This is a genomic window from Enterobacter cloacae complex sp. ECL352 (assembly GCF_020149545.1).
Classification (GTDB): domain Bacteria; phylum Pseudomonadota; class Gammaproteobacteria; order Enterobacterales; family Enterobacteriaceae; genus Enterobacter; species Enterobacter asburiae_B.
This window is the reverse complement of record NZ_CP083709.1, coordinates 1,182,484-1,205,891: the sequence shown is the minus strand read 5'-3', so window position 1 is coordinate 1,205,891 and position 23,408 is coordinate 1,182,484. Positions and strand designations below refer to the sequence as shown.

Sequence of the window (23,408 nt, the reverse complement as noted above, 5' to 3'; positions counted from 1 at the left end):
TAAATAGCAAGGCGTCTTGCGATTGAGACTTCAGTGTCCCCTTCGTCTAGAGGCCCAGGACACCGCCCTTTCACGGCGGTAACAGGGGTTCGAATCCCCTAGGGGACGCCACTTGCTGGTTCGTGAGTGAAAGTCACCTGCCGTCATATCTCAAAACTCATCTCCGGGTGACGTTTGAGATATTTGCTCTTTAAAAATCTGGATCAAGCTGAAAATTGAAACGACACATCTTAATTGGTGTGTTCGAGTCTCTCAAATTTTCGCAATCATGAAGTGAAACATCTTCGGGTTGTGAGGTTAAGCGACTAAGCGTACACGGTGGATGCCCTGGCAGTCAGAGGCGATGAAGGACGTGCTAATCTGCGAAAAGCGCCGGCGAGGTGATATGAACCTTTGACCCGGCGATGTCCGAATGGGGAAACCCAGTGCAATTCGTTGCACTATCGTTAACTGAATACATAGGTTAACGAGGCGAACCGGGGGAACTGAAACATCTAAGTACCCCGAGGAAAAGAAATCAACCGAGATTCCCCCAGTAGCGGCGAGCGAACGGGGAGCAGCCCAGAGTCTGAATCAGCTTGTGTGTTAGTGGAAGCGTCTGGAAAGTCGCACGGTACAGGGTGACAGTCCCGTACACGAAAGCACACAGGTTGTGAACTCGAAGAGTAGGGCGGGACACGTGGTATCCTGTCTGAATATGGGGGGACCATCCTCCAAGGCTAAATACTCCTGACTGACCGATAGTGAACCAGTACCGTGAGGGAAAGGCGAAAAGAACCCCGGCGAGGGGAGTGAAAAAGAACCTGAAACCGTGTACGTACAAGCAGTGGGAGCACCTTTGTGGTGTGACTGCGTACCTTTTGTATAATGGGTCAGCGACTTATATTCTGTAGCAAGGTTAACCGTATAGGGGAGCCGAAGGGAAACCGAGTCTTAACTGGGCGTTAAGTTGCAGGGTATAGACCCGAAACCCGGTGATCTAGCCATGGGCAGGTTGAAGGTTGGGTAACACTAACTGGAGGACCGAACCGACTAATGTTGAAAAATTAGCGGATGACTTGTGGCTGGGGGTGAAAGGCCAATCAAACCGGGAGATAGCTGGTTCTCCCCGAAAGCTATTTAGGTAGCGCCTCGTGAACTCATCTTCGGGGGTAGAGCACTGTTTCGGCTAGGGGGCCATCCCGGCTTACCAACCCGATGCAAACTACGAATACCGAAGAATGTTATCACGGGAGACACACGGCGGGTGCTAACGTCCGTCGTGAAGAGGGAAACAACCCAGACCGCCAGCTAAGGTCCCAAAGTCATGGTTAAGTGGGAAACGATGTGGGAAGGCACAGACAGCCAGGATGTTGGCTTAGAAGCAGCCATCATTTAAAGAAAGCGTAATAGCTCACTGGTCGAGTCGGCCTGCGCGGAAGATGTAACGGGGCTAAACCATGCACCGAAGCTGCGGCAGCGACGCTTATGCGTTGTTGGGTAGGGGAGCGTTCTGTAAGCCGTTGAAGGTGTGCTGTGAGGCATGCTGGAGGTATCAGAAGTGCGAATGCTGACATAAGTAACGATAAAGCGGGTGAAAAGCCCGCTCGCCGGAAGACCAAGGGTTCCTGTCCAACGTTAATCGGGGCAGGGTGAGTCGACCCCTAAGGCGAGGCCGAAAGGCGTAGTCGATGGGAAACAGGTTAATATTCCTGTACTTGGTGTTACTGCGAAGGGGGGACGGAGAAGGCTATGTTAGCCGGGCGACGGTTGTCCCGGTTTAAGCATGTAGGCGGAGGTTCCAGGTAAATCCGGTACCTTTTAACGCTGAGGTGTGATGACGAGGCACTACGGTGCTGAAGTAACAAATGCCCTGCTTCCAGGAAAAGCCTCTAAGCATCAGGTAACACGAAATCGTACCCCAAACCGACACAGGTGGTCAGGTAGAGAATACCAAGGCGCTTGAGAGAACTCGGGTGAAGGAACTAGGCAAAATGGTGCCGTAACTTCGGGAGAAGGCACGCTGATATGTAGGTGAAGCCCCTGCGGGTGGAGCTGAAATCAGTCGAAGATACCAGCTGGCTGCAACTGTTTATTAAAAACACAGCACTGTGCAAACACGAAAGTGGACGTATACGGTGTGACGCCTGCCCGGTGCCGGAAGGTTAATTGATGGGGTTAGCGGCAACGCGAAGCTCTTGATCGAAGCCCCGGTAAACGGCGGCCGTAACTATAACGGTCCTAAGGTAGCGAAATTCCTTGTCGGGTAAGTTCCGACCTGCACGAATGGCGTAATGATGGCCAGGCTGTCTCCACCCGAGACTCAGTGAAATTGAACTCGCTGTGAAGATGCAGTGTACCCGCGGCAAGACGGAAAGACCCCGTGAACCTTTACTATAGCTTGACACTGAACACTGGTCCTTGATGTGTAGGATAGGTGGGAGGCTTTGAAGCGTGGACGCCAGTCTGCGTGGAGCCAACCTTGAAATACCACCCTTTAATGGCTGGTGTTCTAACGTAGACCCGTGATCCGGGTTGCGGACAGTGTCTGGTGGGTAGTTTGACTGGGGCGGTCTCCTCCCAAAGAGTAACGGAGGAGCACGAAGGTTAGCTAATCCTGGTCGGACATCAGGAGGTTAGTGCAATGGCATAAGCTAGCTTGACTGCGAGAGTGACGGCTCGAGCAGGTGCGAAAGCAGGTCATAGTGATCCGGTGGTTCTGAATGGAAGGGCCATCGCTCAACGGATAAAAGGTACTCCGGGGATAACAGGCTGATACCGCCCAAGAGTTCATATCGACGGCGGTGTTTGGCACCTCGATGTCGGCTCATCACATCCTGGGGCTGAAGTAGGTCCCAAGGGTATGGCTGTTCGCCATTTAAAGTGGTACGCGAGCTGGGTTTAGAACGTCGTGAGACAGTTCGGTCCCTATCTGCCGTGGGCGCTGGAGAATTGAGGGGGGCTGCTCCTAGTACGAGAGGACCGGAGTGGACGCATCACTGGTGTTCGGGTTGTCATGCCAATGGCACTGCCCGGTAGCTAAATGCGGAAAAGATAAGTGCTGAAAGCATCTAAGCACGAAACTTGCCCCGAGATGAGTTCTCCCTGACCCTTTAAGGGTCCTGAAGGAACGTTGAAGACTACGACGTTGATAGGTCGGGTGTGTAAGCGCAGCGATGCGTTGAGCTAACCGATACTAATGAACCGTGAGGCTTAACCTTACAACGCCGAAGCTGTTTCGGCGAAGAGACAGACATGATTTTCAGCCTGATACAGATTAACAGAATTTGCCTGGCGGCTTTAGCGCGGTGGTCCCACCTGACCCCATGCCGAACTCAGAAGTGAAACGCCGTAGCGCCGATGGTAGTGTGGGGTCTCCCCATGTGAGAGTAGGGAACTGCCAGGCATCAATTAGAAGAACCCCGTACCGTAAGGTGCGGGGTTTTTTGCTTTGTGCTTATCCTCTCTGGCCTTTCTCTTAATCCCTTATCCTGCTAATGGAATGTGTGATCCCTGTCGCAATGTTATTTATAACAAAATTATAACATTTCATTTACGAGGTAATTGAGTCTCCTGGCTCAATACGCCGCTGTTTATGGCAGGAGCATAATCACAATGACAGAAAGCATTACATCAAACGGGACGCTGGCTAACAGTGATACCCGAAGAAGGGTATGGGCAATCGTCAGCGCCTCTTCAGGGAATCTGGTTGAATGGTTCGACTTTTACGTCTACTCATTCTGTTCACTCTACTTCGCACATATTTTCTTCCCATCCGGCAACACCACAACGCAGCTGCTACAAACAGCGGGGGTTTTTGCCGCAGGGTTTTTAATGCGACCCATCGGGGGTTGGCTGTTCGGTCGCATTGCGGATCGTCGCGGCCGAAAGGCTTCTATGCTGATCTCGGTGTGCATGATGTGCTTTGGTTCTCTGGTGATCGCCTGCTTGCCGGGATATGAATCGATTGGTACCTGGGCACCGGCGCTACTTTTACTGGCCCGCTTATTTCAGGGATTATCGGTGGGCGGAGAATACGGTACCAGTGCGACCTACATGAGTGAGATTGCACTGGAAGGCCGTAAAGGTTTTTACGCCTCATTCCAGTATGTCACGCTGATTGGTGGTCAACTGCTGGCCATTCTTGTGGTGGTGATCCTGCAGCAAATCCTGACGGACGAACAACTTCACGCCTGGGGATGGCGAATTCCTTTCGCGATGGGTGCAGTACTGGCGGTGGTCGCACTTTGGCTACGCCGTCAGTTAGATGAAACCTCTCAGAAGGAAGTCAGAACGCTGAAGGAGGCTGGAACATTCAAAGGGTTATGGCGTAACCGCAAAGCTTTCCTTATGGTGCTGGGCTTTACTGCGGGCGGCTCTCTTAGTTTCTACACGTTCACCACCTATATGCAGAAGTACCTTGTGAACACCACCGGCATGCACGCAAACGTTGCCAGCGTAGTCATGACCGTGGCGCTGTTTGTCTTTATGCTCATACAACCTATTATCGGTGCGCTCTCGGATAAAATCGGTCGACGAACGTCGATGCTGATTTTTGGCGGGCTGTCGGCGTTATGTACCGTACCTATTCTGTCTGCCCTTCAGCATGTGACTTCGCCATATGCCGCGTTTGCGCTGGTGATGCTGGCGATGGTGATTGTCAGTTTCTATACCTCTATTAGCGGAATACTGAAAGCCGAAATGTTCCCGGCGCAGGTACGTGCTTTAGGGGTAGGGCTCTCTTATGCGGTAGCTAATGCGTTGTTTGGCGGATCGGCGGAGTACGTTGCGTTATCGCTTAAATCATGGGGAAGTGAAACGACATTCTTCTGGTACGTAACGATAATGGGCGCACTGGCCTTTATTGTTTCCCTGATGTTGCATCGCAAAGGGAAAGGCATTCGACTTTAATAGCGCGCCATCTGCCACACGGCATAGCCGGTCGTTGCGCCGGCGACATCCCAGGCGAAATCTTTCCAGCTCCAGCCGCTCCCTGCGGGGCGGCTATCCCACAGTTCTTTTGATGCTCCAAGACTGACTGAGAACATCAACCCTATCGCCGCGCTACGATCCCGGCTGTATCCCTGATGCTGCGCATATTCATTGCCGGCTGCGGACAACATCGCGGAAGCGAGGAAATGCTGGGCTTTATCCTGTCCGGACCAGTTATCGTTGGCCATATGGCTACAGCCAGTCAGAAAGAGGACGCTAAGTAACAGAGGAATACGCATCAACGGCTCCATAAAAAAGCCCTGCGGGTGGCAGGGCCTGGACATTACAGAATGCGGCTGATAAGTCGGTCGATACGGATACGACGTAAGCGGCGGATAAGCTTGCGGACTTTTACCGGATAATCGGCAATGCTCTGCAGTTCGCGGTAATGATTAACTACAGTGGTATGCGTGCGAATCAGCTCCAGCTCACGTTCACGTTTTGCGGCTAACTCGTGCTGCGGGTCATGGATTAGGATAGCGTTTTCCAGATCCAGTCGCCACGCGCGTGGGTTCAGGTTATTACCGGTCAGCAGCATCCACTCATCGTCGACCCACATTCCTTTCAGATGGTAAGTGTTGTCCTCATCTTTCCAGAGACGCACAACCAGCTGGTCAGTGTTTACGTAATACTGTAAACGGCTCAGGAAACGGCGCAGGTTGATCTCATAGAGATAAGGCAGCGCACCGATGATTTTGAACGGCTGATCTTCAGGAATGAAAAAGTCGTTTGCGGTTTTATCACCAACGATGATTTCCACTTTTTTACCGTCGCGCAGCAGCTGAATGATATTACGCACCAGCACGGCAGGAAGGTTGAAGTACGGCGTACAGATGGTGAGTTTCTGCTCCGCGCACGGCATCAGATGGAATATCGTTTTGTTCAGCAGGCTTGATTTACCGAGCCCTACCAGCGGGGTAACGGATAACTCTTCGTTGTTCGCATCACCCTGGAAATGATAGACCGCATCACGCAGCTCCTGGCGGAAGGCGCGAACATCGTTTTTGATTTCCGGGCTTTTAGGACGCTCAGGATCGTCAAGGCGATTAACACCGCGGCCATGGACCAGATTTTTATCAACCCAGTTAAACATGATATCGGCCATCTGCGGATTACGGATCAGATGGTAGCGGTCGTAGCGATATTTATCGAGCTGATGAAGGTAAACATCATTCAGACTTGCGCCGCTGTAAAGCACGCTGTCATCAATGATGAATCCCTTGAAATGAAGGACGCCGAGCGCTTCACGGGTATTAACCGGGACGCCATAAACAGGCACATCAACGCCAGGATTTTCCTGCGCCGTGCGGCAATACCAGTCAGCATTGGTGTTTGAGGCGGCAGCGCCAATACGGCCACGCTGAGCGCGATGCCAGTCTACCAGCACGCGAACATCAAGTTCCGGACGCTGACGTTTGGCTTCATAGAGCGCGTTCAGGATCGCGCGCCCACCTTCATCCTGTTCAAGATAGAGCGCTACAATGCAAATGCGTCGCGTGGCGCTGGCAATCTTTTCCAGAAGCGTCTCCCGAAAATGAGCGGGAGCGTAAAAGAACTCTACATCATCAACTGACTGAGAAATCTTCGGTAGTTGAGCAAGGTGTTGTTGATGTTTATTACGCTTAAATTTTGACAACATCACAGTGCGTTTCTTCTCTGTTCATTGAAGGGTTGTCTGTACCATGCAAACAACATAAGCGGACAATGATACCACCAGTCCCGTCCAAAGTGGGTAACATTTCCAGTAGCTTACTCGCGTTTGTCTGCTGATGTCAGACTGAGGGACAAGGCCACAATACCTTCGTCCAGCTGAATATCAACGTCAAACCCAAGTTTTCGCGCAAGGGTCACCATACCGCGATTGTTAGGCATAGTAATGCCATTGAGGCGTAACAATCCGTGATCTCGCGTATAACTGATAAGTTTTTCCAGCAGCCGTCTGCCCAGACCCAGGCCTTTAAGATCGGAGCGCACCAGCACCGCAAACTCCGCATCGACGTTATCCGGGTCAGAAATAGCACGCGTGACGCCGAGGATCTCATCCCCCTTATCGGAGCGACGAACGGCAACAAACGCCATTTCTCGATCGTAGTCGATCTGGGTCATATTGGCTAAATCATCGTGGGTAAATTCGTTGATTTCGCTAAAATAGCGATAATAAAGATCCTCTTTCGTGACCTGAGAGATAAAGGCCCGCAGCTGGGGCTCATCTTCCGGCAGAATAGGGCGGAACAAGGCGCGTTCCCCATTCTTCATCTCAACCCACTCTTCCAGCTGCAGGGGATACGGGCGGATCGCCAGACGGCTCTCTCTGTCTCCTTCGAATGGCGCGATATCCAGGGTCACGTCCAGCGCCGTAAACTCATTGCCCGAGGCGAGCAGCGGATGAATGTCCAGCCGCTGGATTTCGGCACAATCCACAATCAGGTTAGACACCTGCACCAGGAACTGACTTAACCCGGCTATATCAAGCGGGCGCAGCGCACTCCGGCCACGGATCTTTTTACTTTTAATCGCCTGGATGATCATATAACGCGCCAGGTTCATGTTCAGCGGCGGTAACGCCACCACGGCCTGCTCCTCCGGACGCCACTCAACGCCACCCTCTCCCAGCATGATGAGCGGGCCGAAGACGGGATCGTGTTCAACCACCACCCGTAATTCCTGAGCCCCTGCGCGGTTTGCCATGCTTTGCACCAGCAATCCGTGGATCCTTGCCTGCGGCCAGGCCATTTTGACCCGATCAAAAATGGCATCAGCTGCCTGCTGCACCTCAGTCGCCGTACGCAGGTATAACATAACCCCCTGAACATCAGACTTATGCGGGATATCCGGGGAGCGGAGCTTCAGGGCCACCGGATAGCCAATCTGTTCAGCAATATGCACGGCCTCAGCGCTGTCGCTGGCGATCCAGGTCGGCAGGGTTTGCATCCCGTAGCTGCCCAGAATGGGCTGCACTTCATGCGTATCAAGCGAGGTCGCGCCCTCTTCGATAGCCTGCTGCAACAGCCGGTGAACGTCGACGGTGTTCGCCGTCAGATTCCCCGGCAAAGCCGGCGTCTCACGCAGCTGTTTCTGGTTGCGGCGATATTCCACCATATGCATAAACGCGGTGATGGTGCCTTCCGGCGTGCGGTAGGTTGGCAGCCCGGCCTCGCTGAACAAGCGCCGCGCCTCCTGAGAGGAAAACTCACCGCACCAGTTGGTGAGCAGGGTAACGTATTTACCTCGCGGATGGTTGCGCACGGCGTCAATGAGCGCGCGCGCGCTTTCACTGCCCGGCGCGACCGCGCTGGGGGAGTGGATAATCATCAGCGCATCGAAATCCTGGCTATCCAGCAAAATGGATATCGCCCTGATGTAGTGGTCGCTGCTGGCGTCATCGCGCAAATCAAGCGGATTGCCGGGCGTCACGCTGGTCGGAAGCGCTTCTTTCAGGCGCTGCAGCGTCTCTTCACTCAGCGTTGCCAGCTTGCCGAAGCGCCGCCACAGCTCGTCCAGCGCGAGTGCGGCAGGCGCCGCACCGTTACTGACAATCATTAGCTTCTCACCGCGCAACGGGCGCATATGGCTTAACGTCTCAACGGCGGAAAAAAGCTCGTGCGTATCCTGTACCCGCAGCAACCCCGCGCGCTGAATGGCGGCGTCCCAGGCGGGATCCATGCCGGAATGAGAATGCAGCAGACGCTGTGCCGCAGGGCTGCGTCCGCTTTTGATCACCAGGATCGGCTTATTACGCGAAGCGCTTCGCGCAGCCGAGACAAAACGACGCGCGTCGCTGAGGTGCTCAAGATAAAGCAGGATCGCGCTGGTTTTGCCGTCACGCGCCAGAAAATCCAGCAGCTCATCAACGTCGATATCCAGGCTGTCTCCCAGGGCAATGAAGTAGGAGAATCCCATTTCACGCTGCTGCGCCCAGTCGAGGATGGTGTTCGATACCGCAGCCGACTGCGAGATAAACGCCAGTTTGCCTTTGCGGATCGGGACCGGGGAGAAACTGGCATTCAGCCCCTGCCAGGGGGCGAGCAGGCCCAGACTGTTTGGCCCAAGAATGCGCATTTGATAGCGGCTGGCGCAGGCCAGAAGCTCGGCTTTCTGTTCAGGCGGAGACGAGAGAATTATGCAGGTTTTACACCCTTTCTTGCCGAGTGATTCCAGCAGTTCCGGGTTGCGCTTCGCGTTTGTACAGAGTACGGCAAGATCCGGCACGAAAGGCAGGCTTTGTACATCAGGCCATGCAAGTACCCCCTGAACGGCCTTATAGGACGGCGTGACGGGCATGACGGGGCCATTAAATCCCCCGGCCAGCAGATTACGCATCATCAGATAGCCAGCACGATCCGGCTTCATTGATGCGCCGATAACGGCAATGGATTTAGGACGAAGTAGCGCTTCTAACCCTCGCTGGCTCATGCAGGCCTCCTGTGAATGCAAGCGACCTGATGATTTTAAACGCTTTCTGGCTCGGGCGCTGTGACGCTGCCCTTATGAACGGTTTTTCCCGCCAGATAGCGCTCCCGGAAGCATGAGAAATGGTTGCCCAGGGCACCAGCCGCAGCGGTATCTCCCGCTAAATCCAGAAGCGCAATCGCCACTTCGGCGGTGCAGTATTGCCCGTCAGCATGCGCTTCACGCAGGCGGTAGGCGGAGACGCGGGAAAGATCGACAGAAATCACCGGCAGCGCGTCGAGATACGGGCTTTTGCGAAACATTTTTCGCGCTTCGGTCCAGGTACCGTCCAGCATGATAAACAGCGGTGGTTTACCGGATGGCGGCGCTGAAAGCACCTGGCGATCCACACCTGCATATGACGCGGGGAAGACGACCATCGGCTGGTAGTCGGGGCTGGTCACTAAATCGAGCAGGGCCTGAGGTGGCTCCGTACGGGACCACTGAAACGCGGTGGTATCCGGCAGAATATCGGCGATAAGACGCCCCGTATTGCTGGGTTTCATCGGCTCGGTATCGAACATGACCAGACAAAAACGGCTTTCCGCCGTACTCGGAGCGAGCGTCTCGCACAGACAAACCTTCAGCGGCAGCAGGCAGCGCTGACAGCGGCGAATACGGTTGCCTCGTGCGAGGAACGGTCGGGTGGCGCGCGCAAGGCGTTCGGCGCGTAATTTAAGAACGGCGTTATCAGTCATGGGCGAAATGCAGGAAAAACGCTATTTTCGCAGAGGCGGGAGCGGGGCACAAGACGTGCCCCGTGAATGTTACAGCGACTCGTTTAACCAGCTTTCAAAAGGTGCTTTTGGAACCGCACCGTTGAGCATATCGATCACTTCGCCATTTTTGAAAATCATAATGGTCGGGATGCTGCGAATACGAAAACGTGCGCTCAGTTCGGGTTCGGCTTCGGTATTGACCTTAACGAACCGCATTTTTCCGCTGCGCTCTTCGGCAACATCTTCGAAAATCGGCGCGAAGCTACGGCAAGGGCCGCACCATGGCGCCCAGAAATCAATCACGACAGGAAGATCGTCCTTGAGGAGTTTGTCCAGCGTAGCACCCGTCGCGTTAATGACATCGCCATCAAATAATTCATGGCCACAACGTCCGCATTTCGCACCATCTTCCATCCGATCGTCCGGAATGCGATTAAAAGCCTGACAGTTGGCACATACGGTATTCATAACTAACCTCTGATAGAGCCGTGGGACAGCGGCACAACGCCGATAATGTTTCTAATATGTTACATATTATCAATGAGCCTGTTTGAAACAACAATGCGTTTTATTCAATGAGAACAATAGTCACAGGCTTTTGTACGAAATTATGGCTATGCGCTGGCACATCGGGTAATCTGCGCGCTTCGCGCAGCGCTGGTGGAGAAAAGCATGAACGACGAAATGAAAAACAAAAGCGGCAAGGTCAAAGTGATGTATGTCCGCAGTGATGATGACTCTGATAAACGCACCCAAAATCCGCGTACCGGAAAAGGTGGCGGGCGTCCGGCGTCTTCTCGTGCAGACGGTGGCCGTCGCCCCGCCCGCGATGACAGAAATAACCGCGGTGATGACCGCAAACGTGACGATCGCAAACGCGATGACCGTCCGCGTTCCGACCGCCCACGCAGTGACCGTCCACGCGACGATCGTCCGCGTGATGACTTCTCACGTGATAACGCCTCCCCGTGGCGTACCGTTTCTCGCGCCCCTGGCGATGAGACGCCGGAAAAAGCCGAGCACGGCGGTATCAGCGGTAAAAGCTTTATCGACCCGGAAGTGCTGCGCCGTCAGCGTGCGGAAGAGACCCGCGTGTATGGCGAGAACGCCTGCCAGGCGCTGTTCCTGAGCCGTCCTGAGTGTATCGTCCGCGCCTGGTTTATCCAGAGCGTGACCCCGCGCTTCAAAGAAGCGCTGCGCTGGATGGCCGCGAACCGTAAAGCCTACCACGTGGTTGATGATGCCGAGCTGACCAAAGCGTCCGGCACTGAACACCACGGCGGCGTCTGCTTCCTGATCAAAAAGCGTAACGGCACGACCGTGCAGCAGTGGGTCAGCCAGGCGGATGCCGATGACTGCGTGCTGGCCCTGGAAGATGTGGGCAACCCGCACAACCTGGGTGCAATGATGCGTAGCTGCGCGCACTTTGGCGTGAAAGGCGTGCTGTTGCAGGATGCCGCGCTGCTGGAATCCGGTGCCGCGATCCGTACTGCGGAAGGCGGAGCCGAGCACGTACAGCCGATCACCGGCGACAGCGTTCTGGACGCACTCGAGCAGTTCCGTAAAGCGGGTTATTCCATCGTGACCACCTCAAGCCATGCCGGTACGCCGCTGTTTAAAGCGACGCTGCCGCGCAAAATGGTGCTGGTATTAGGTCAGGAACGTGATGGTCTGTCTGACGCGGCGCTCTCCAGTGCGGATCTGAGCGTCTCTATCGAAGGAACAGGCAATGTGGAAAGTCTGAACGTATCCGTTGCGACCGGCGTACTGCTGGCCGAATGGTGGCGCCAGAATAAGGCATAATCCATTATGCTTTTTGTATGCCCGGTGAGCCGGGCATACAAACTCAAACTACTCGCTCTCTGCCGGTAATACAGGCATCCAGTCAATCGGCTTTTCGCCACGTTTTTCCAGCCATTCATTCGCCAGAACAAAATGATTACTGCCAAAGAAACCGCGATGCGCAGACAGCGGTGACGGGTGCGGTGCTTTCAGCACGTGATGACGCTGACGGTCAATAATCGCCCCTTTCTTCTGCGCGTGAGAACCCCAGAGTAAAAACACCACCCCTTCACGATGCTCGTTGATAAGGCTAATGACTTTATCGGTAAACGTCTCCCAGCCCAGACTGGCGTGCGAGTGCGCCTGACCCGCCCGTACGGTAAGCACCGTATTCAGCAACAGCACGCCCTGGCGCGCCCAGCTTTCCAGGTAACCGTGGTTTGGCCGGGTAAAACCGGGCACGGTTGCTTCAAGCTCTTTATACATGTTGAGCAGAGAAGGGGGGATAGCCACGCCCGGACGAACGGAAAACGCCAGCCCATGCGCCTGCCCGGGGCCGTGATAGGGATCCTGGCCCAGAATGACCACTTTCACATCGCTCAGTTCGGTGTAGCGAAAGGCGTTGAACACGTCTTTTTGCGGCGGGTAAATCGTCTGTCCGGACTGACGCTCAGCGGCAACGGTGCTGAGCGTATTGATAAAATAAGGCTGCTGCTTTTCTTCTGCCAGCACGTCATGCCAGGTTAAAGGTGTCGTCATCTCGCTCTCCTGCGAATCTCAATCTCTGACTAGCTTACCTGTTTCACCCCGGTGAGCAAAATTACGCGCTGAAATACGTACTAAGTGGCTAAATTTATTTTGAAAAGATACAGGGTAAGTTGAATTGGCAAGGCTGTTAAATTGATCTAAAACAATAAATTCAAACCACACTCTTTATGTGGTTGGTGTTTTTGTTGATTTAAATCAATAAATCGCCAGGGTGCGAATGTTATATATACACACAAGCAACAATGGTTTTACCAATTGGCCGCGAGAGGCCGACACGAGTTAATGTAGCCTAAGGGAGGCAACACATGATTACAGGTATCCAGATTACTAAAGCTGCAAATGACGATCTGCTCAATTCTTTCTGGCTGCTGGACAGCGAGAAGAACGAAGCGCGCTGCGTCGTTGCGAAAGCGGGTTTTGCTGAAGATGAAATCGTACCGGTAAACAAACTGGGCGAAATCGAATACCGTGAAGTTCCTATGGAAGTGCAGCCGGAAGTGCGCGTGGAAGGGGGGCAGCATCTGAACGTTAATGTGCTGCGCCGCGAAACGCTGATGGATGCCGTTGAGCACCCAGAAAAATACCCACAGCTGACCATCCGCGTGTCTGGCTATGCGGTTCGCTTTAACTCACTGACTCCAGAACAGCAGCGCGACGTTATCGCCCGTACCTTTACTGAAAGCCTGTAACGGCTTCAGCAGGGGGGAATAAAAAAGCCGGGGATTTCCCCGGCTTTTTTTTACTCTTCAGTTTTCGTCTCTGGTGCGGCAGAGCTTGGCTTACGGCGCTTACCAATATTTTTGGTATCGCGGTGGCGCTGCTTCACGCGCGGTTTCTCTTTTTCTTTCTCTTTTCTCTCAGCACGTTTTGCAAGCGCTTTCTTGGACGGTTTACCCGTCATCTTTTCACTCGGCGCACGCGTGGTCGGGCGGAGTTCGTCAATAACGCGCGCTTTCAGCGGCTCATCAACATAGCGGCCAATTTTCTGCAGCAGCAGGTAGTCATGCGCTTCGACCAGTGAAATTGCAATCCCTTTGCGGCCCGCGCGGCCGGTACGGCCAATACGGTGCAGGTAGGTATCTCCGCTGCGCGGCATATCGAAGTTAATGACGTGGCTGACGTCCGGGATGTCGATCCCGCGAGCGGCAACGTCAGTTGCAACCAGCACGTTAACGCGGCCATCGGTCAGACGCTTAATCCCTTCGGTACGCTTGATCTGAGCCATCTCGCCTTCAAGATAGCAGTTGTTAATCCCGGCGTTACGCAGCATCTCAGCCAGCTCGTGCACACGCTCACGCTTGCGCACAAATACGATTGTGCGCAGAGCATCTTCCTGTTTGAGCAGGTGTTTCAGCAATTCAACCTTGTGCTCAAGGTTATCCGCGCGGTAGTACCACTGGTGGATCTTCTTACGCTCACGGGTGGACGGCGTCGCCGAGACTTCCACCGGATCTTCCAGCAGACGCTCTGCGAAGTCTTTGATCGCTTCCCCTTCGAGGGTGGCAGAGAACAGCATCGTCTGGTTACGCCAGCGCGTTTCCCCTGCAATGTGCTCGATATCCTGTGCGAAGCCCATGTCCAGCATGCGGTCGGCTTCGTCGAGGATCAGCGTTTCAACCGCGCGGCAGTCGAAGTTCTCTTCTTTAATGTACTGCAGCAGGCGGCCCGTCGTCGCAACGACGATGTCCTGGTTTTCGCTGAACACTTCGGCGTGGTTCATGTACGCAACGCCGCCGGTGATGGTGGCGATATCCAGATGAGTATTTGCCGCAAGTTCACGCGCGTGATCGGCAACCTGCATTGCCAGTTCGCGCGTAGGCGTCAGGATCAAAATACGCGGCGGGCCAGATTTTTTACGCGGGAAGTCGAGCAGATGCTGCAACACAGGCAGCAAATAGGCTGCTGTCTTCCCCGTGCCGGTTGGCGCAGAACCGAGCACATCGCGGCCCTCAAGCGCAGGCGGAATGGCCGCTGCCTGAATGGCGGTCGGGCGTGTAAAGCCTTTGCTCTCAAGTGCATTGAGCAGGCTTTCATCGAGTTCAAGTTCGGAAAAAGTCGTTACAGTCATGTTCTACCTCTGTGTGGGGCGCTGATTATAGACGTTACGGCTGTAATCTTCATCTGTTTGTATGGATATCGCTTTTCGGCCACTTCGCTTTCCCCTATGCTACTCCAGTTTCACTTAGAAGGTTGCCCTGACATGTCTCAACTCAAAGCGCAGCTGCGCCGCGATGGTTTTACGTTTAAACAATTTTTTGTCGCGCACGATCGCTGTGCCATGAAGGTCGGTACAGACGGTATTTTACTGGGAGCGTGGGCGCCTGTCGCAGGTGTTAAGCGTATTCTTGATATCGGTACCGGCAGCGGGCTGGTGGCGCTGATGCTGGCGCAGCGTACGGAAGAACATGTCATCATTGATGCCGTCGAACTGGACGCGCAGGCCGCAGAGCAGGCGAGTGACAATATGGCCGAATCCCCCTGGGCAGCACGAATGAAGGTGGAATGCGCAGATGTGCTCGCCTGGGCGCCTGAACAAACCGCTCGTTACGATCTGATCGTCAGCAACCCTCCCTACTACGAGCCCGGCGTTGAGTGCGGGACACCCGAGCGTGAACAGGCGCGTTATACCGGCTCCCTCGATCATAAAGCGCTGCTCACCAGCGCGGCAGAACTCATCTCCGAAGAGGGTTTTTTCTGTGTGGTCCTGCCAGAGAGTACCGGCTACACGTTCATCGGTATCGCGCAGGAGATCGGCTGGACGTTACGTCTGCGTACCGATATTTCGGATACGGAAGGTCGACTGCCGCACCGCGTGCTGCTGGCGCTCTCGCCAAAAGAGGGTGAATGCTTTAATGACCGAATGGTGATCCGTGGGCCAGACCAGCGCTATTCCGAAGATTACACTGCCCTGACCCAGGCATTTTATCTGTTTATGTAAACCTGCGGGGCGAGTATCGACGGGCCGGATTCAGCAAGCTGATCCGGGTAGTCCAGGGTATAGTGCAGCCCGCGGCTCTCTTTACGCATCATCGCGCAGCGAACAATCAGCTCGGCAACCTGCACCAGATTGCGCAGCTCCAGCAGATTATTGGATACGCGGAAATTAGCATAATACTCATCAATTTCCTGTTGCAGCATGGTGATGCGGCGCAAGGCGCGTTCCAGGCGTTTCGTGGTGCGCACAATCCCTACGTAGTCCCACATAAACAGCCGTAGTTCATGCCAGTTGTGCTGGATCACGACCAGCTCGTCCGGATTATCCACGCGGCTTTCATCCCAGGCTGGCAGGCGCTCTGTCTCGCGGGCGTAAGGCATGCGCTTCGTGATGTCTTCCGCCGCCGACCAGCCGTACACCAGACACTCAAGCAGCGAGTTAGAGGCCATACGGTTCGCGCCGTGAAGTCCGGTATAGCTGACCTCACCGATAGCATACAGACCGTCTACGTCAGTACGCCCATGATCGTCAACCATCACGCCACCGCAGGTATAGTGGGCCGCTGGCACAATGGGCACCGGGTCACTCGTTAAATCAATGCCAAGGTTGAGCAGCTTCTCGTAAATCATCGGGAAATGCTGGCGAATGAACTCTGCTGGCTTATGGCTGATATCGAGATACATGCAGTCCACGCCAAGACGCTTCATTTCATGATCGATGGCGCGGGCAACGATGTCACGCGGGGCCAGTTCACCCCGGGCGTCAAAGTCGGGCATAAAGCGGGAGCCGTCAGGGCGTTTCAGATACGCGCCTTCACCGCGCAGGGCTTCCGTCAGCAGGAAGTTGCGCGCCTGGGGATGGAACAGGGCGGTTGGGTGAAACTGATTAAACTCGAGGTTCGCCACCCGGCAGCCAGCGCGCCAGGCCATAGCGATACCGTCTCCGGAGGCTATGTCCGGGTTCGTGGTGTATTGATACACCTTGGAGGCGCCGCCCGTCGCCAGCACCACTGCCTTCGCCTGACAGGTCTCCACCTTCTCTTTATTACGGTTCCAGACCCAGGCGCCCACCACGCGACGCGTGCCGGGCAGGCCAATCTTGTCAGAGATAATCAGGTCAACGGCATTGCTTCGCTCGAGAACCCGAATATTAGGATGGTTCAGCGCTTTGCTGACCAGCGTGGTTTCCACTTCTTTTCCGGTGGCATCCGCTGCGTGCAGGATGCGGCGGTGACTATGGCCGCCTTCGCGAGTCAGGTGGTAGCTCTCTTCACCGTTGGGTTGAACCTGAGTATCGAATAAGACGCCCTGGTCGATGAGCCACTGAACGCAGTGACGGGCATTGCTGGCGACAAACTCTGCGGCGTGTGCATCCACGATCCCTGCTCCGGCAATGAGCGTATCCTCGACGTGGGATGCAATGCTGTCTGTCTCATCAAAAACGGCGGCAATGCCGCCCTGGGCATAAAACGTGGAACCTTCACTTATCGGTCCTTTACTCAGAACGATAACGTTTTGATGCTCGGCCAGGCGCAGCGCCAGAGAGAGACCGGCAGCGCCGCTGCCGATGATCAGTACATCACAATGGAGTTCAGGTGTTGTGTTCATGATTGTTGTTTAATTTACTAAACAGTGTTGGGTCAGAATAGCACCTGAATGCGATATATCGCACGTATTTTTTTAGAGGCTGTCGCAATGGCTAAACGCGTAAGCGGAGGTAAACGGAGGGTAAATGAGTGAAATTATTTTGCGAAGCAGATCGTTAGCGTCAGATTTTGTGGTGAAATAAAGCCTGTGTTGCGTTACTCTTCTGGCGGGAAAAAGATGTTTCTTGTCATAAAGTGGTGCGTATCGTGAACAGACTTATAATGAGAGAAAATAAACGGTCTGCGGCGCGATGAACAAAAACAAAGGCGTCACGGAACTTATTGAAGATCAGACACTCTAAATGGTGCTTGCTCAAAGTGCGGTATTTTTAGAGTGGCGTTTCGATAACGCGTGGAATTTAGGTTTGGGGAGACATTACCTCGGATGAGCGAGCAGTTAACGGACCAGGTCCTGGTTGAACGGGTCCAGAAGGGAGATCAGAAAGCCTTTAACCTACTGGTGGTCCGCTACCAGCATAAGGTGGCGAGCCTGGTTTCCCGCTATGTACCGTCAGGCGATGTGCCTGATGTGGTGCAAGAGTCTTTTATTAAGGCCTATCGCGCGCTGGATTCTTTCCGGGGAGATAGTGCTTTTTATACCTGGCTGTACCGTATTGCGGTCAATACGGCAAAGAATTATCTGGTCGCTCAGGGCCGTCGTCCGCCTTCAAGTGATGTGGACGCAATCGACGCCGAAAACTTTGAAAGCGGCGGCGCATTGAAAGAAATTTCGAACCCTGAGAACTTAATGTTGTCAGAAGAACTGAGACAAATCGTTTTTCGCACGATCGAGTCGCTCCCGGAAGATTTACGTATGGCAATTACGTTACGGGAGCTGGATGGTCTGAGCTATGAAGAGATAGCCGCTATCATGGATTGTCCGGTCGGCACGGTACGTTCACGAATTTTCCGTGCGCGAGAAGCTATTGATAATAAAGTTCAACCGCTTATCAGGCGTTGACGATAGCGGGATACTGGAAAAGGTATTAGGCATGCAGAAAGAAAAACTTTCCGCTTTAATGGATGGTGAAACGGTGGATAGTGAGCTGCTCAACGAGCTGTCTCATTCACCCGAAATGCAAGAGACCTGGGAGAGTTACCATCTCATCCGTGACACCCTTCGCGGTGACACCGGCGAGGTTCTCCATTTCGATATCTCAGCCCGCGTCATGGCGGCGATCGAGAATGAGCCTGTTCATCAGACCACTCCGCTGATTCCTGAAGCTCAACCCGCGCCTCACCAATGGCAGAAAATGCCGTTCTGGCAAAAGGTGCGTCCGTGGGCCAGCCAGCTTACCCAAATGGGTGTGGCTGCATGCGTATCGCTTGCAGTTATTGTTGGCGTCCAGCACTATAATACTCAGTCTGAAACTAATCAGCAGCCAGAAGCGCCAGTGTTTAACACACTGCCGATGATGGGCAAAGCCAGCCCGGTAAGCCTGGGCGTACCGGCTGATGCATCCGCCAGCGGCGGTCAGCAACAGCAGGTTCAGGAGCAGCGCCGTCGCATTAATGCGATGTTGCAGGATTACGAGTTGCAGCGTCGTCTGCACTCTGAACAGCTTCAGTTTGAGCAGGCGCAGACACAGCAAGCTGCTGTGCAGGTGCCCGGAAACCAAACTTTAGGAACGCAATCGCAGTAATGAAGCAACTTTGGTTCGCCATGTCTCTGATGGCGGGTAGCCTGTTCTTCTCTGCCAACGCCTCGGCTGATGTTTCATCCGGGGCGTTGTTGCAGCAAATGAATCTGGCCAGCCAGTCACTCAATTATGAGTTGGCATTTATCAGCATCAATAAGCAGGGCGTCGAGTCGTTACGCTATCGTCATGCCCGTCTTGATAAGCAGCCGCTCGCCCAGCTTTTACAGATGGATGGCCCGCGTCGGGAAGTGGTCCAACGTGGTAATGAAATCAGCTATTTCGAGCCAGGCCTGGAGCCTTTCACGCTGAATGGCGACTATATCGTTGATTCCCTGCCGTCACTCATTTACACCGACTTCAAACGGCTTGCCCCTTACTACGATTTTATTTCAGTAGGGCGTACCCGCATCGCGGACAGACTGTGCGAGGTAATTCGCGTTGTTGCCCGGGACGGAACGCGCTACAGCTACATCGTCTGGATTGATGCCGAAACCAAACTCCCCATGCGTGTTGACCTGCTCGACCGTGACGGTGAAACGCTGGAACAGTTCCGGGTTATCTCCTTCAGCGTGAACAATCAGGTTGGCAACAGCATGCAGAATCTGGCTAAGGCCAGCCTGCCGCCGCTGCTTTCTGTTCCTGCCGGGGATTCCGTTAATTTCAACTGGGTACCTGCCTGGATCCCGCAAGGGTTTAGCGAAGTGTCCAGCAGCCGTCGTCAGCTGCCAACGATTGAAACGCCGGTAGAATCGCGCCTCTATTCGGATGGTTTGTTCAGCTTCTCGGTGAATATTAATCGCGCAACGGCAAACAGCGCCGAACAAATGCTGCGTACCGGGCGCCGTACGGTGAGTACAACGGTACGCGATAACGCAGAGATCACCATTGTGGGAGAACTCCCTCCGCAGACGGCGAAGCGCATCTCCGACAGCATTAAATTCAGGGCTGCACAATGATCAAAGAGTGGGCGACGGTTGTCTCCTGGCAAAACGGCATTGCGCTGGTGAGCTGCGATGTTAAAGCCTCATGTAATAGCTGCGCATCACGCGCCGGCTGCGGCAGCCGCGTGTTGAATAAGCTCGGGCCACAAACATCGCACACGATTTCTGTGCCAAGCGAACAGCCGCTGATGGCGGGGCAGAAGGTGGAACTGGGCATCGCGGAAGGCAGCCTGCTCAGCTCCGCTATGCTGGTGTATCTCTCTCCGCTGGTCGGCCTGTTTATCATGGGCGGCCTGTTTCAGATGCTGTTTGGTACCGATGTGGCCGCTATGTGCGGTGCCGCATTGGGTGGCGTGGGGGGATTCTGGCTTGCCAAAGGGCTCTCTCCGACGCTCGCCGCGCGCGAGGAGTGGCAGCCTGTCATTCTCAGCGTTGGGCTGGCACCAGACCAGCTTCGTGTTGAAACGCTCTCTTCTGAGGCCCGGTGATCCATCGGGCTTTATCATTTTTTACACCCTAAAACAGAAAACGGCCTTTCTTCACGCTATACCTGCTTCTAAGTGCATTTCCAGGTAGCGAGGATGTAGTGTAGAATGCTGCGTTTTCGCACTGAAAAACGTCAGGCTAAGAACAGCGGCCTCCAGGAATTCGTAAGGCATAATTATTTAACTATATGAAGAACATACGTAACTTTTCGATCATTGCTCACATTGACCACGGTAAGTCGACGCTGTCTGACCGTATTATCCAGATTTGCGGTGGCCTGTCTGATCGTGAAATGGAAGCCCAGGTTCTGGACTCCATGGACCTGGAACGCGAACGCGGTATCACCATTAAAGCGCAGAGCGTTACGCTTGATTACAAAGCGGCTGATGGTGAAACCTATCAACTGAACTTTATCGACACCCCAGGCCACGTTGACTTCTCCTATGAGGTTTCACGCTCTCTCGCGGCCTGTGAAGGCGCGCTGCTGGTGGTGGATGCCGGGCAGGGCGTTGAAGCCCAGACCCTGGCAAACTGCTACACCGCGATGGAAATGGATCTCGAAGTTGTGCCGGTTCTGAACAAGATCGACCTGCCAGCCGCCGATCCTGAACGCGTAGCGGAAGAGATTGAAGATATCGTCGGCATTGACGCGACCGATGCCGTGCGCTGCTCCGCGAAAACCGGTGTGGGCGTGACCGACGTGCTGGAACGCCTGGTACGTGACATTCCGGCCCCGGAAGGCGATCCGGATGGTCCGCTGCAGGCGCTGATTATCGACTCCTGGTTCGATAACTATCTGGGCGTTGTCTCTCTGGTGCGTATTAAAAACGGCACCATGCGTAAAGGCGACAAAATTAAGGTAATGAGTACCGGACAGGTCTACAACGCAGACCGTCTGGGCATCTTTACGCCAAAACAGGTTGACCGTACCGAGCTGAGATGCGGCGAGGTAGGCTGGCTGGTCTGCGCCATTAAAGACATCCTCGGCGCGCCTGTGGGCGATACCCTGACCGGTGCACGTAACCCGGCAGATAAAGCGCTGCCAGGCTTTAAAAAGGTGAAACCGCAGGTTTACGCGGGTCTGTTCCCGGTCAGCTCTGACGACTACGAAAACTTCCGTGACGCGCTCGGTAAACTGAGCCTGAACGATGCTTCCCTGTTCTACGAGCCAGAAAGCTCAACGGCGCTGGGCTTCGGCTTCCGCTGTGGCTTCCTCGGTCTGCTGCACATGGAGATCATTCAGGAACGTCTGGAGCGTGAATACGATCTGGATCTGATCACCACGGCGCCGACGGTAGTCTATGAAGTTGAAACCACCTCGAAAGAAGTGATCTACGTCGATAGCCCGTCCAAGCTGCCGCCGCTGAACAACATTCAGGAGCTGCGTGAGCCTATTGCAGAGTGTCACATGCTGCTGCCGCAGGAATTCCTGGGGAACGTCATTACGCTGTGTATTGAGAAGCGTGGCGTGCAGACCAACATGGTTTACCACGGTAACCAGGTGGCGCTGACCTATGAGATCCCGATGGCGGAAGTGGTACTCGACTTCTTCGACCGTCTGAAGTCGACCTCCCGTGGCTACGCGTCACTGGATTACAACTTCAAACGCTTCCAGGCCTCCAACATGGTGCGTGTGGACGTGCTGATCAACGGCGAGCGCGTGGATGCGCTGGCGCTGATCACCCACAACGACAATGCGCCTTACCGTGGCCGCGAGCTGGTTGAGAAGATGAAAGATCTGATCCCGCGTCAGCAGTTCGATATCGCGATTCAGGCGGCGATTGGCAACCACATTATCGCGCGTTCAACCGTGAAACAGCTGCGTAAAAACGTTCTGGCGAAGTGCTATGGCGGTGACGTCAGCCGTAAGAAAAAGCTGCTGCAGAAGCAGAAAGAAGGTAAGAAGCGTATGAAGCAGGTCGGTAACGTCGAGCTGCCGCAGGAAGCATTCCTTGCCATCCTTCATGTTGGTAAAGACGGCAAATAACCCTAAGGAGTTGGCATGGCGAACATGTTTGCCCTGATCCTGGTCATTGCTACCCTGGTAACAGGTCTGCTGTGGTGTCTGGATAAGTTTATCTTCGCCCCAAAACGTCGTGAACGTCAGGCTGCCGCTCAGGCAGCCACTGGAGATGGGATTGACGCGAAAACCCTGAAGAAAGTCGGCCCGAAACCGGGCTGGCTGGAAACGGGCGCCTCGGTATTTCCGGTGCTGGCGATTGTGCTGGTGGTACGTTCGTTTATTTACGAGCCGTTCCAAATCCCATCAGGTTCAATGATGCCAACGCTGCTGATTGGTGATTTTATTCTGGTAGAGAAGTTTGCCTACGGCATTAAAGATCCTATCTACCAGAAAACGCTGATCGAAACCGGTCATCCGAAACGTGGCGACATCGTGGTGTTTAAATATCCGGAAGATCCGCGCCTGGACTACATCAAGCGCGCGGTAGGTCTGCCGGGTGATAAAGTCACTTACGATCCGGTTGCGAAAGAAGTCACCGTTCAGCCGGGCTGCAGCTCCGGTACCGCCTGTGAAAACGCGTTGCCAATCACTTACTCAAACGTTGAGCCAAGTGACTTTGTGCAGACCTTTGCCCGTCGTAACGGCGGCGAAGCGACCAGCGGGTTCTTCCAGGTTTCGAAAGGTGAAACCAAAGAGGACGGCATCCGTCTGGTTGAGCGCAAAGAGACGCTGGGCGATGTGACGCACCGAATCCTCACCGTGCCAATCGCGCAGGATCAGCTGGGTATGTACTATCGCCAGCCTGGCCAGCAGCTGGCGAGCTGGATTGTACCGCCAGGACATTACTTCATGATGGGTGACAACCGCGATAACTCTGCGGACAGCCGTTACTGGGGCTTTGTGCCGGAAGCGAATCTGGTCGGCAAAGCCACAGCCATCTGGATGAGTTTTGAGAAGCAGGAAGGCGAATGGCCGACCGGTGTACGCCTGAATCGTATCGGCGGAATCCATTAATTCTCAATAAATGAACGCGTAGCCGCGTTAATTAGCGGCTACGTGAATTATTTCCACGATAAATCTCTTCGAACTAACGACATCCCCTGTCGTTG

General features: G+C 54.3%; 19 protein-coding genes, 1 tRNA gene and 2 rRNA genes. 14 read left to right on the top strand and 8 right to left on the bottom strand.

All coding sequences use genetic code 11. The features are described from left to right. The first annotated feature begins 35 nt into the window (after nt 1–35). From LBF07_RS05770 to LBF07_RS05755, 4 genes are all read left to right on the top strand, one after another. Nucleotides 36–111, top strand: a tRNA-Glu gene (locus LBF07_RS05770). A 184-nt stretch (nt 112–295) separates the two neighbouring features. Further along, nucleotides 296–3,200 (top strand): 23S ribosomal RNA (locus tag LBF07_RS05765). Nucleotides 3,201–3,269: 69 nt separating this feature from the next. Next, a 5S ribosomal RNA gene (gene rrf, locus LBF07_RS05760) occupies nt 3,270–3,385 on the top strand. A 209-nt stretch (nt 3,386–3,594) separates the two neighbouring features. Next, nucleotides 3,595–4,890, top strand: coding sequence for an MFS transporter (locus tag LBF07_RS05755; RefSeq protein ID WP_029741120.1), 1,296 nt, complete (start codon nt 3,595–3,597; stop codon nt 4,888–4,890). Here the strand turns inward: LBF07_RS05755 and LBF07_RS05750 are convergent. The 5 genes from LBF07_RS05750 to trxC all read right to left on the bottom strand — a co-directional run bounded on the left by LBF07_RS05750 (nt 4,887) and on the right by trxC (nt 10,607). Continuing rightward, nucleotides 4,887–5,210 (bottom strand): YfiM family lipoprotein, encoded by a 324-nt coding sequence (locus LBF07_RS05750; RefSeq protein ID WP_033146245.1) that lies wholly within the window; start codon nt 5,208–5,210, stop codon nt 4,887–4,889. The genes LBF07_RS05755 and LBF07_RS05750 overlap by 4 nt on opposite strands. A gap of 44 nt (nt 5,211–5,254) precedes the next feature. Continuing rightward, the gene (gene pssA / locus LBF07_RS05745; RefSeq protein WP_023333068.1) at nt 5,255–6,610 is read right to left on the bottom strand and encodes a CDP-diacylglycerol--serine O-phosphatidyltransferase; all 1,356 of its coding nucleotides are present in this window, start codon (nt 6,608–6,610) and stop codon (nt 5,255–5,257) included. Between the two features lie 110 nt (nt 6,611–6,720). Then, nucleotides 6,721–9,384, bottom strand: coding sequence for a protein lysine acetyltransferase (gene pat, locus LBF07_RS05735; protein ID WP_094935806.1), 2,664 nt, complete (start codon nt 9,382–9,384; stop codon nt 6,721–6,723). Nucleotides 9,385–9,419: 35 nt separating this feature from the next. Beyond that, nucleotides 9,420–10,118, bottom strand: a complete 699-nt coding sequence (locus LBF07_RS05730; protein WP_094935805.1) for a tRNA-uridine aminocarboxypropyltransferase — start codon at nt 10,116–10,118, stop codon at nt 9,420–9,422. Between the two features lie 69 nt (nt 10,119–10,187). Then, entirely contained in the window at nt 10,188–10,607 is a 420-nt protein-coding gene (trxC, locus tag LBF07_RS05725) for a thioredoxin TrxC (RefSeq protein ID WP_094935804.1), read from the bottom strand. A 204-nt stretch (nt 10,608–10,811) separates the two neighbouring features. Between trxC and LBF07_RS05720 the strand changes: the two genes are divergently transcribed. Continuing rightward, nucleotides 10,812–11,942: a tRNA/rRNA methyltransferase gene (locus tag LBF07_RS05720; protein WP_094935803.1), complete on the top strand. Its 1,131-nt coding sequence runs from the start codon at nt 10,812–10,814 to the stop codon at nt 11,940–11,942. Between the two features lie 48 nt (nt 11,943–11,990). On the opposite strand, the gene ung is transcribed toward LBF07_RS05720, so the two are convergent. Further along, the gene (gene ung / locus LBF07_RS05715) at nt 11,991–12,680 is read right to left on the bottom strand and encodes a uracil-DNA glycosylase (RefSeq protein WP_023308856.1); all 690 of its coding nucleotides are present in this window, start codon (nt 12,678–12,680) and stop codon (nt 11,991–11,993) included. 314 nt (nt 12,681–12,994) lie between these two features. On the opposite strand from ung, the gene grcA reads away from it, so the two are divergent. Beyond that, entirely contained in the window at nt 12,995–13,378 is a 384-nt protein-coding gene (grcA, locus tag LBF07_RS05710; protein ID WP_029741127.1) for an autonomous glycyl radical cofactor GrcA, read from the top strand. 50 nt (nt 13,379–13,428) lie between these two features. Here the strand turns inward: grcA and srmB are convergent, their stop codons facing one another. Then, nucleotides 13,429–14,757: an ATP-dependent RNA helicase SrmB gene (gene srmB, locus LBF07_RS05705; protein ID WP_023308854.1), complete on the bottom strand. Its 1,329-nt coding sequence runs from the start codon at nt 14,755–14,757 to the stop codon at nt 13,429–13,431. 132 nt (nt 14,758–14,889) lie between these two features. Here srmB and LBF07_RS05700 point away from each other — a divergent pair, with 132 nt between their 5' ends. Further along, nucleotides 14,890–15,627, top strand: a complete 738-nt coding sequence (locus LBF07_RS05700; RefSeq protein ID WP_094935802.1) for a tRNA1(Val) (adenine(37)-N6)-methyltransferase — start codon at nt 14,890–14,892, stop codon at nt 15,625–15,627. Here LBF07_RS05700 and nadB read toward each other — a convergent pair. Continuing rightward, nucleotides 15,612–17,231: an L-aspartate oxidase gene (gene nadB / locus LBF07_RS05695; protein WP_094935801.1), complete on the bottom strand. Its 1,620-nt coding sequence runs from the start codon at nt 17,229–17,231 to the stop codon at nt 15,612–15,614. The genes LBF07_RS05700 and nadB overlap by 16 nt on opposite strands. A gap of 340 nt (nt 17,232–17,571) precedes the next feature. On the opposite strand from nadB, the gene rseD reads away from it, so the two are divergent. From rseD to lepB, 7 genes are all read left to right on the top strand, one after another. Further along, the gene (gene rseD / locus LBF07_RS24695; protein ID WP_223862639.1) at nt 17,572–17,658 is read left to right on the top strand and encodes a rpoE leader peptide RseD; all 87 of its coding nucleotides are present in this window, start codon (nt 17,572–17,574) and stop codon (nt 17,656–17,658) included. After that, nucleotides 17,655–18,230, top strand: a complete 576-nt coding sequence (gene rpoE, locus LBF07_RS05685; protein ID WP_006176728.1) for an RNA polymerase sigma factor RpoE — start codon at nt 17,655–17,657, stop codon at nt 18,228–18,230. The genes rseD and rpoE overlap by 4 nt, the downstream gene beginning before the upstream one ends. A gap of 31 nt (nt 18,231–18,261) precedes the next feature. Beyond that, nucleotides 18,262–18,912, top strand: a complete 651-nt coding sequence (gene rseA, locus LBF07_RS05680; RefSeq protein WP_008502186.1) for an anti-sigma-E factor RseA — start codon at nt 18,262–18,264, stop codon at nt 18,910–18,912. Further along, complete coding sequence (gene rseB, locus LBF07_RS05675; protein ID WP_033146239.1) at nt 18,912–19,865, top strand: sigma-E factor regulatory protein RseB; 954 nt, start codon at nt 18,912–18,914, stop codon at nt 19,863–19,865. Before rseA ends, rseB begins: the two co-directional genes overlap by 1 nt. Further along, a complete protein-coding gene (rseC, locus tag LBF07_RS05670; RefSeq protein WP_023308850.1) occupies nt 19,862–20,338 on the top strand; it encodes a SoxR-reducing system protein RseC in 477 nt (158 codons plus the stop codon). The genes rseB and rseC overlap by 4 nt, the downstream gene beginning before the upstream one ends. 185 nt (nt 20,339–20,523) lie before the next feature. Further along, on the top strand, nt 20,524–22,323 hold the full coding sequence (gene lepA / locus LBF07_RS05665) for a translation elongation factor 4 (protein ID WP_032659499.1): 1,800 nt from the start codon (nt 20,524–20,526) through the stop codon (nt 22,321–22,323). A 15-nt stretch (nt 22,324–22,338) separates the two neighbouring features. Then, nucleotides 22,339–23,313, top strand: coding sequence for a signal peptidase I (lepB, locus tag LBF07_RS05660; protein WP_069303186.1), 975 nt, complete (start codon nt 22,339–22,341; stop codon nt 23,311–23,313). Nucleotides 23,314–23,408: the final 95 nt, after the last annotated feature.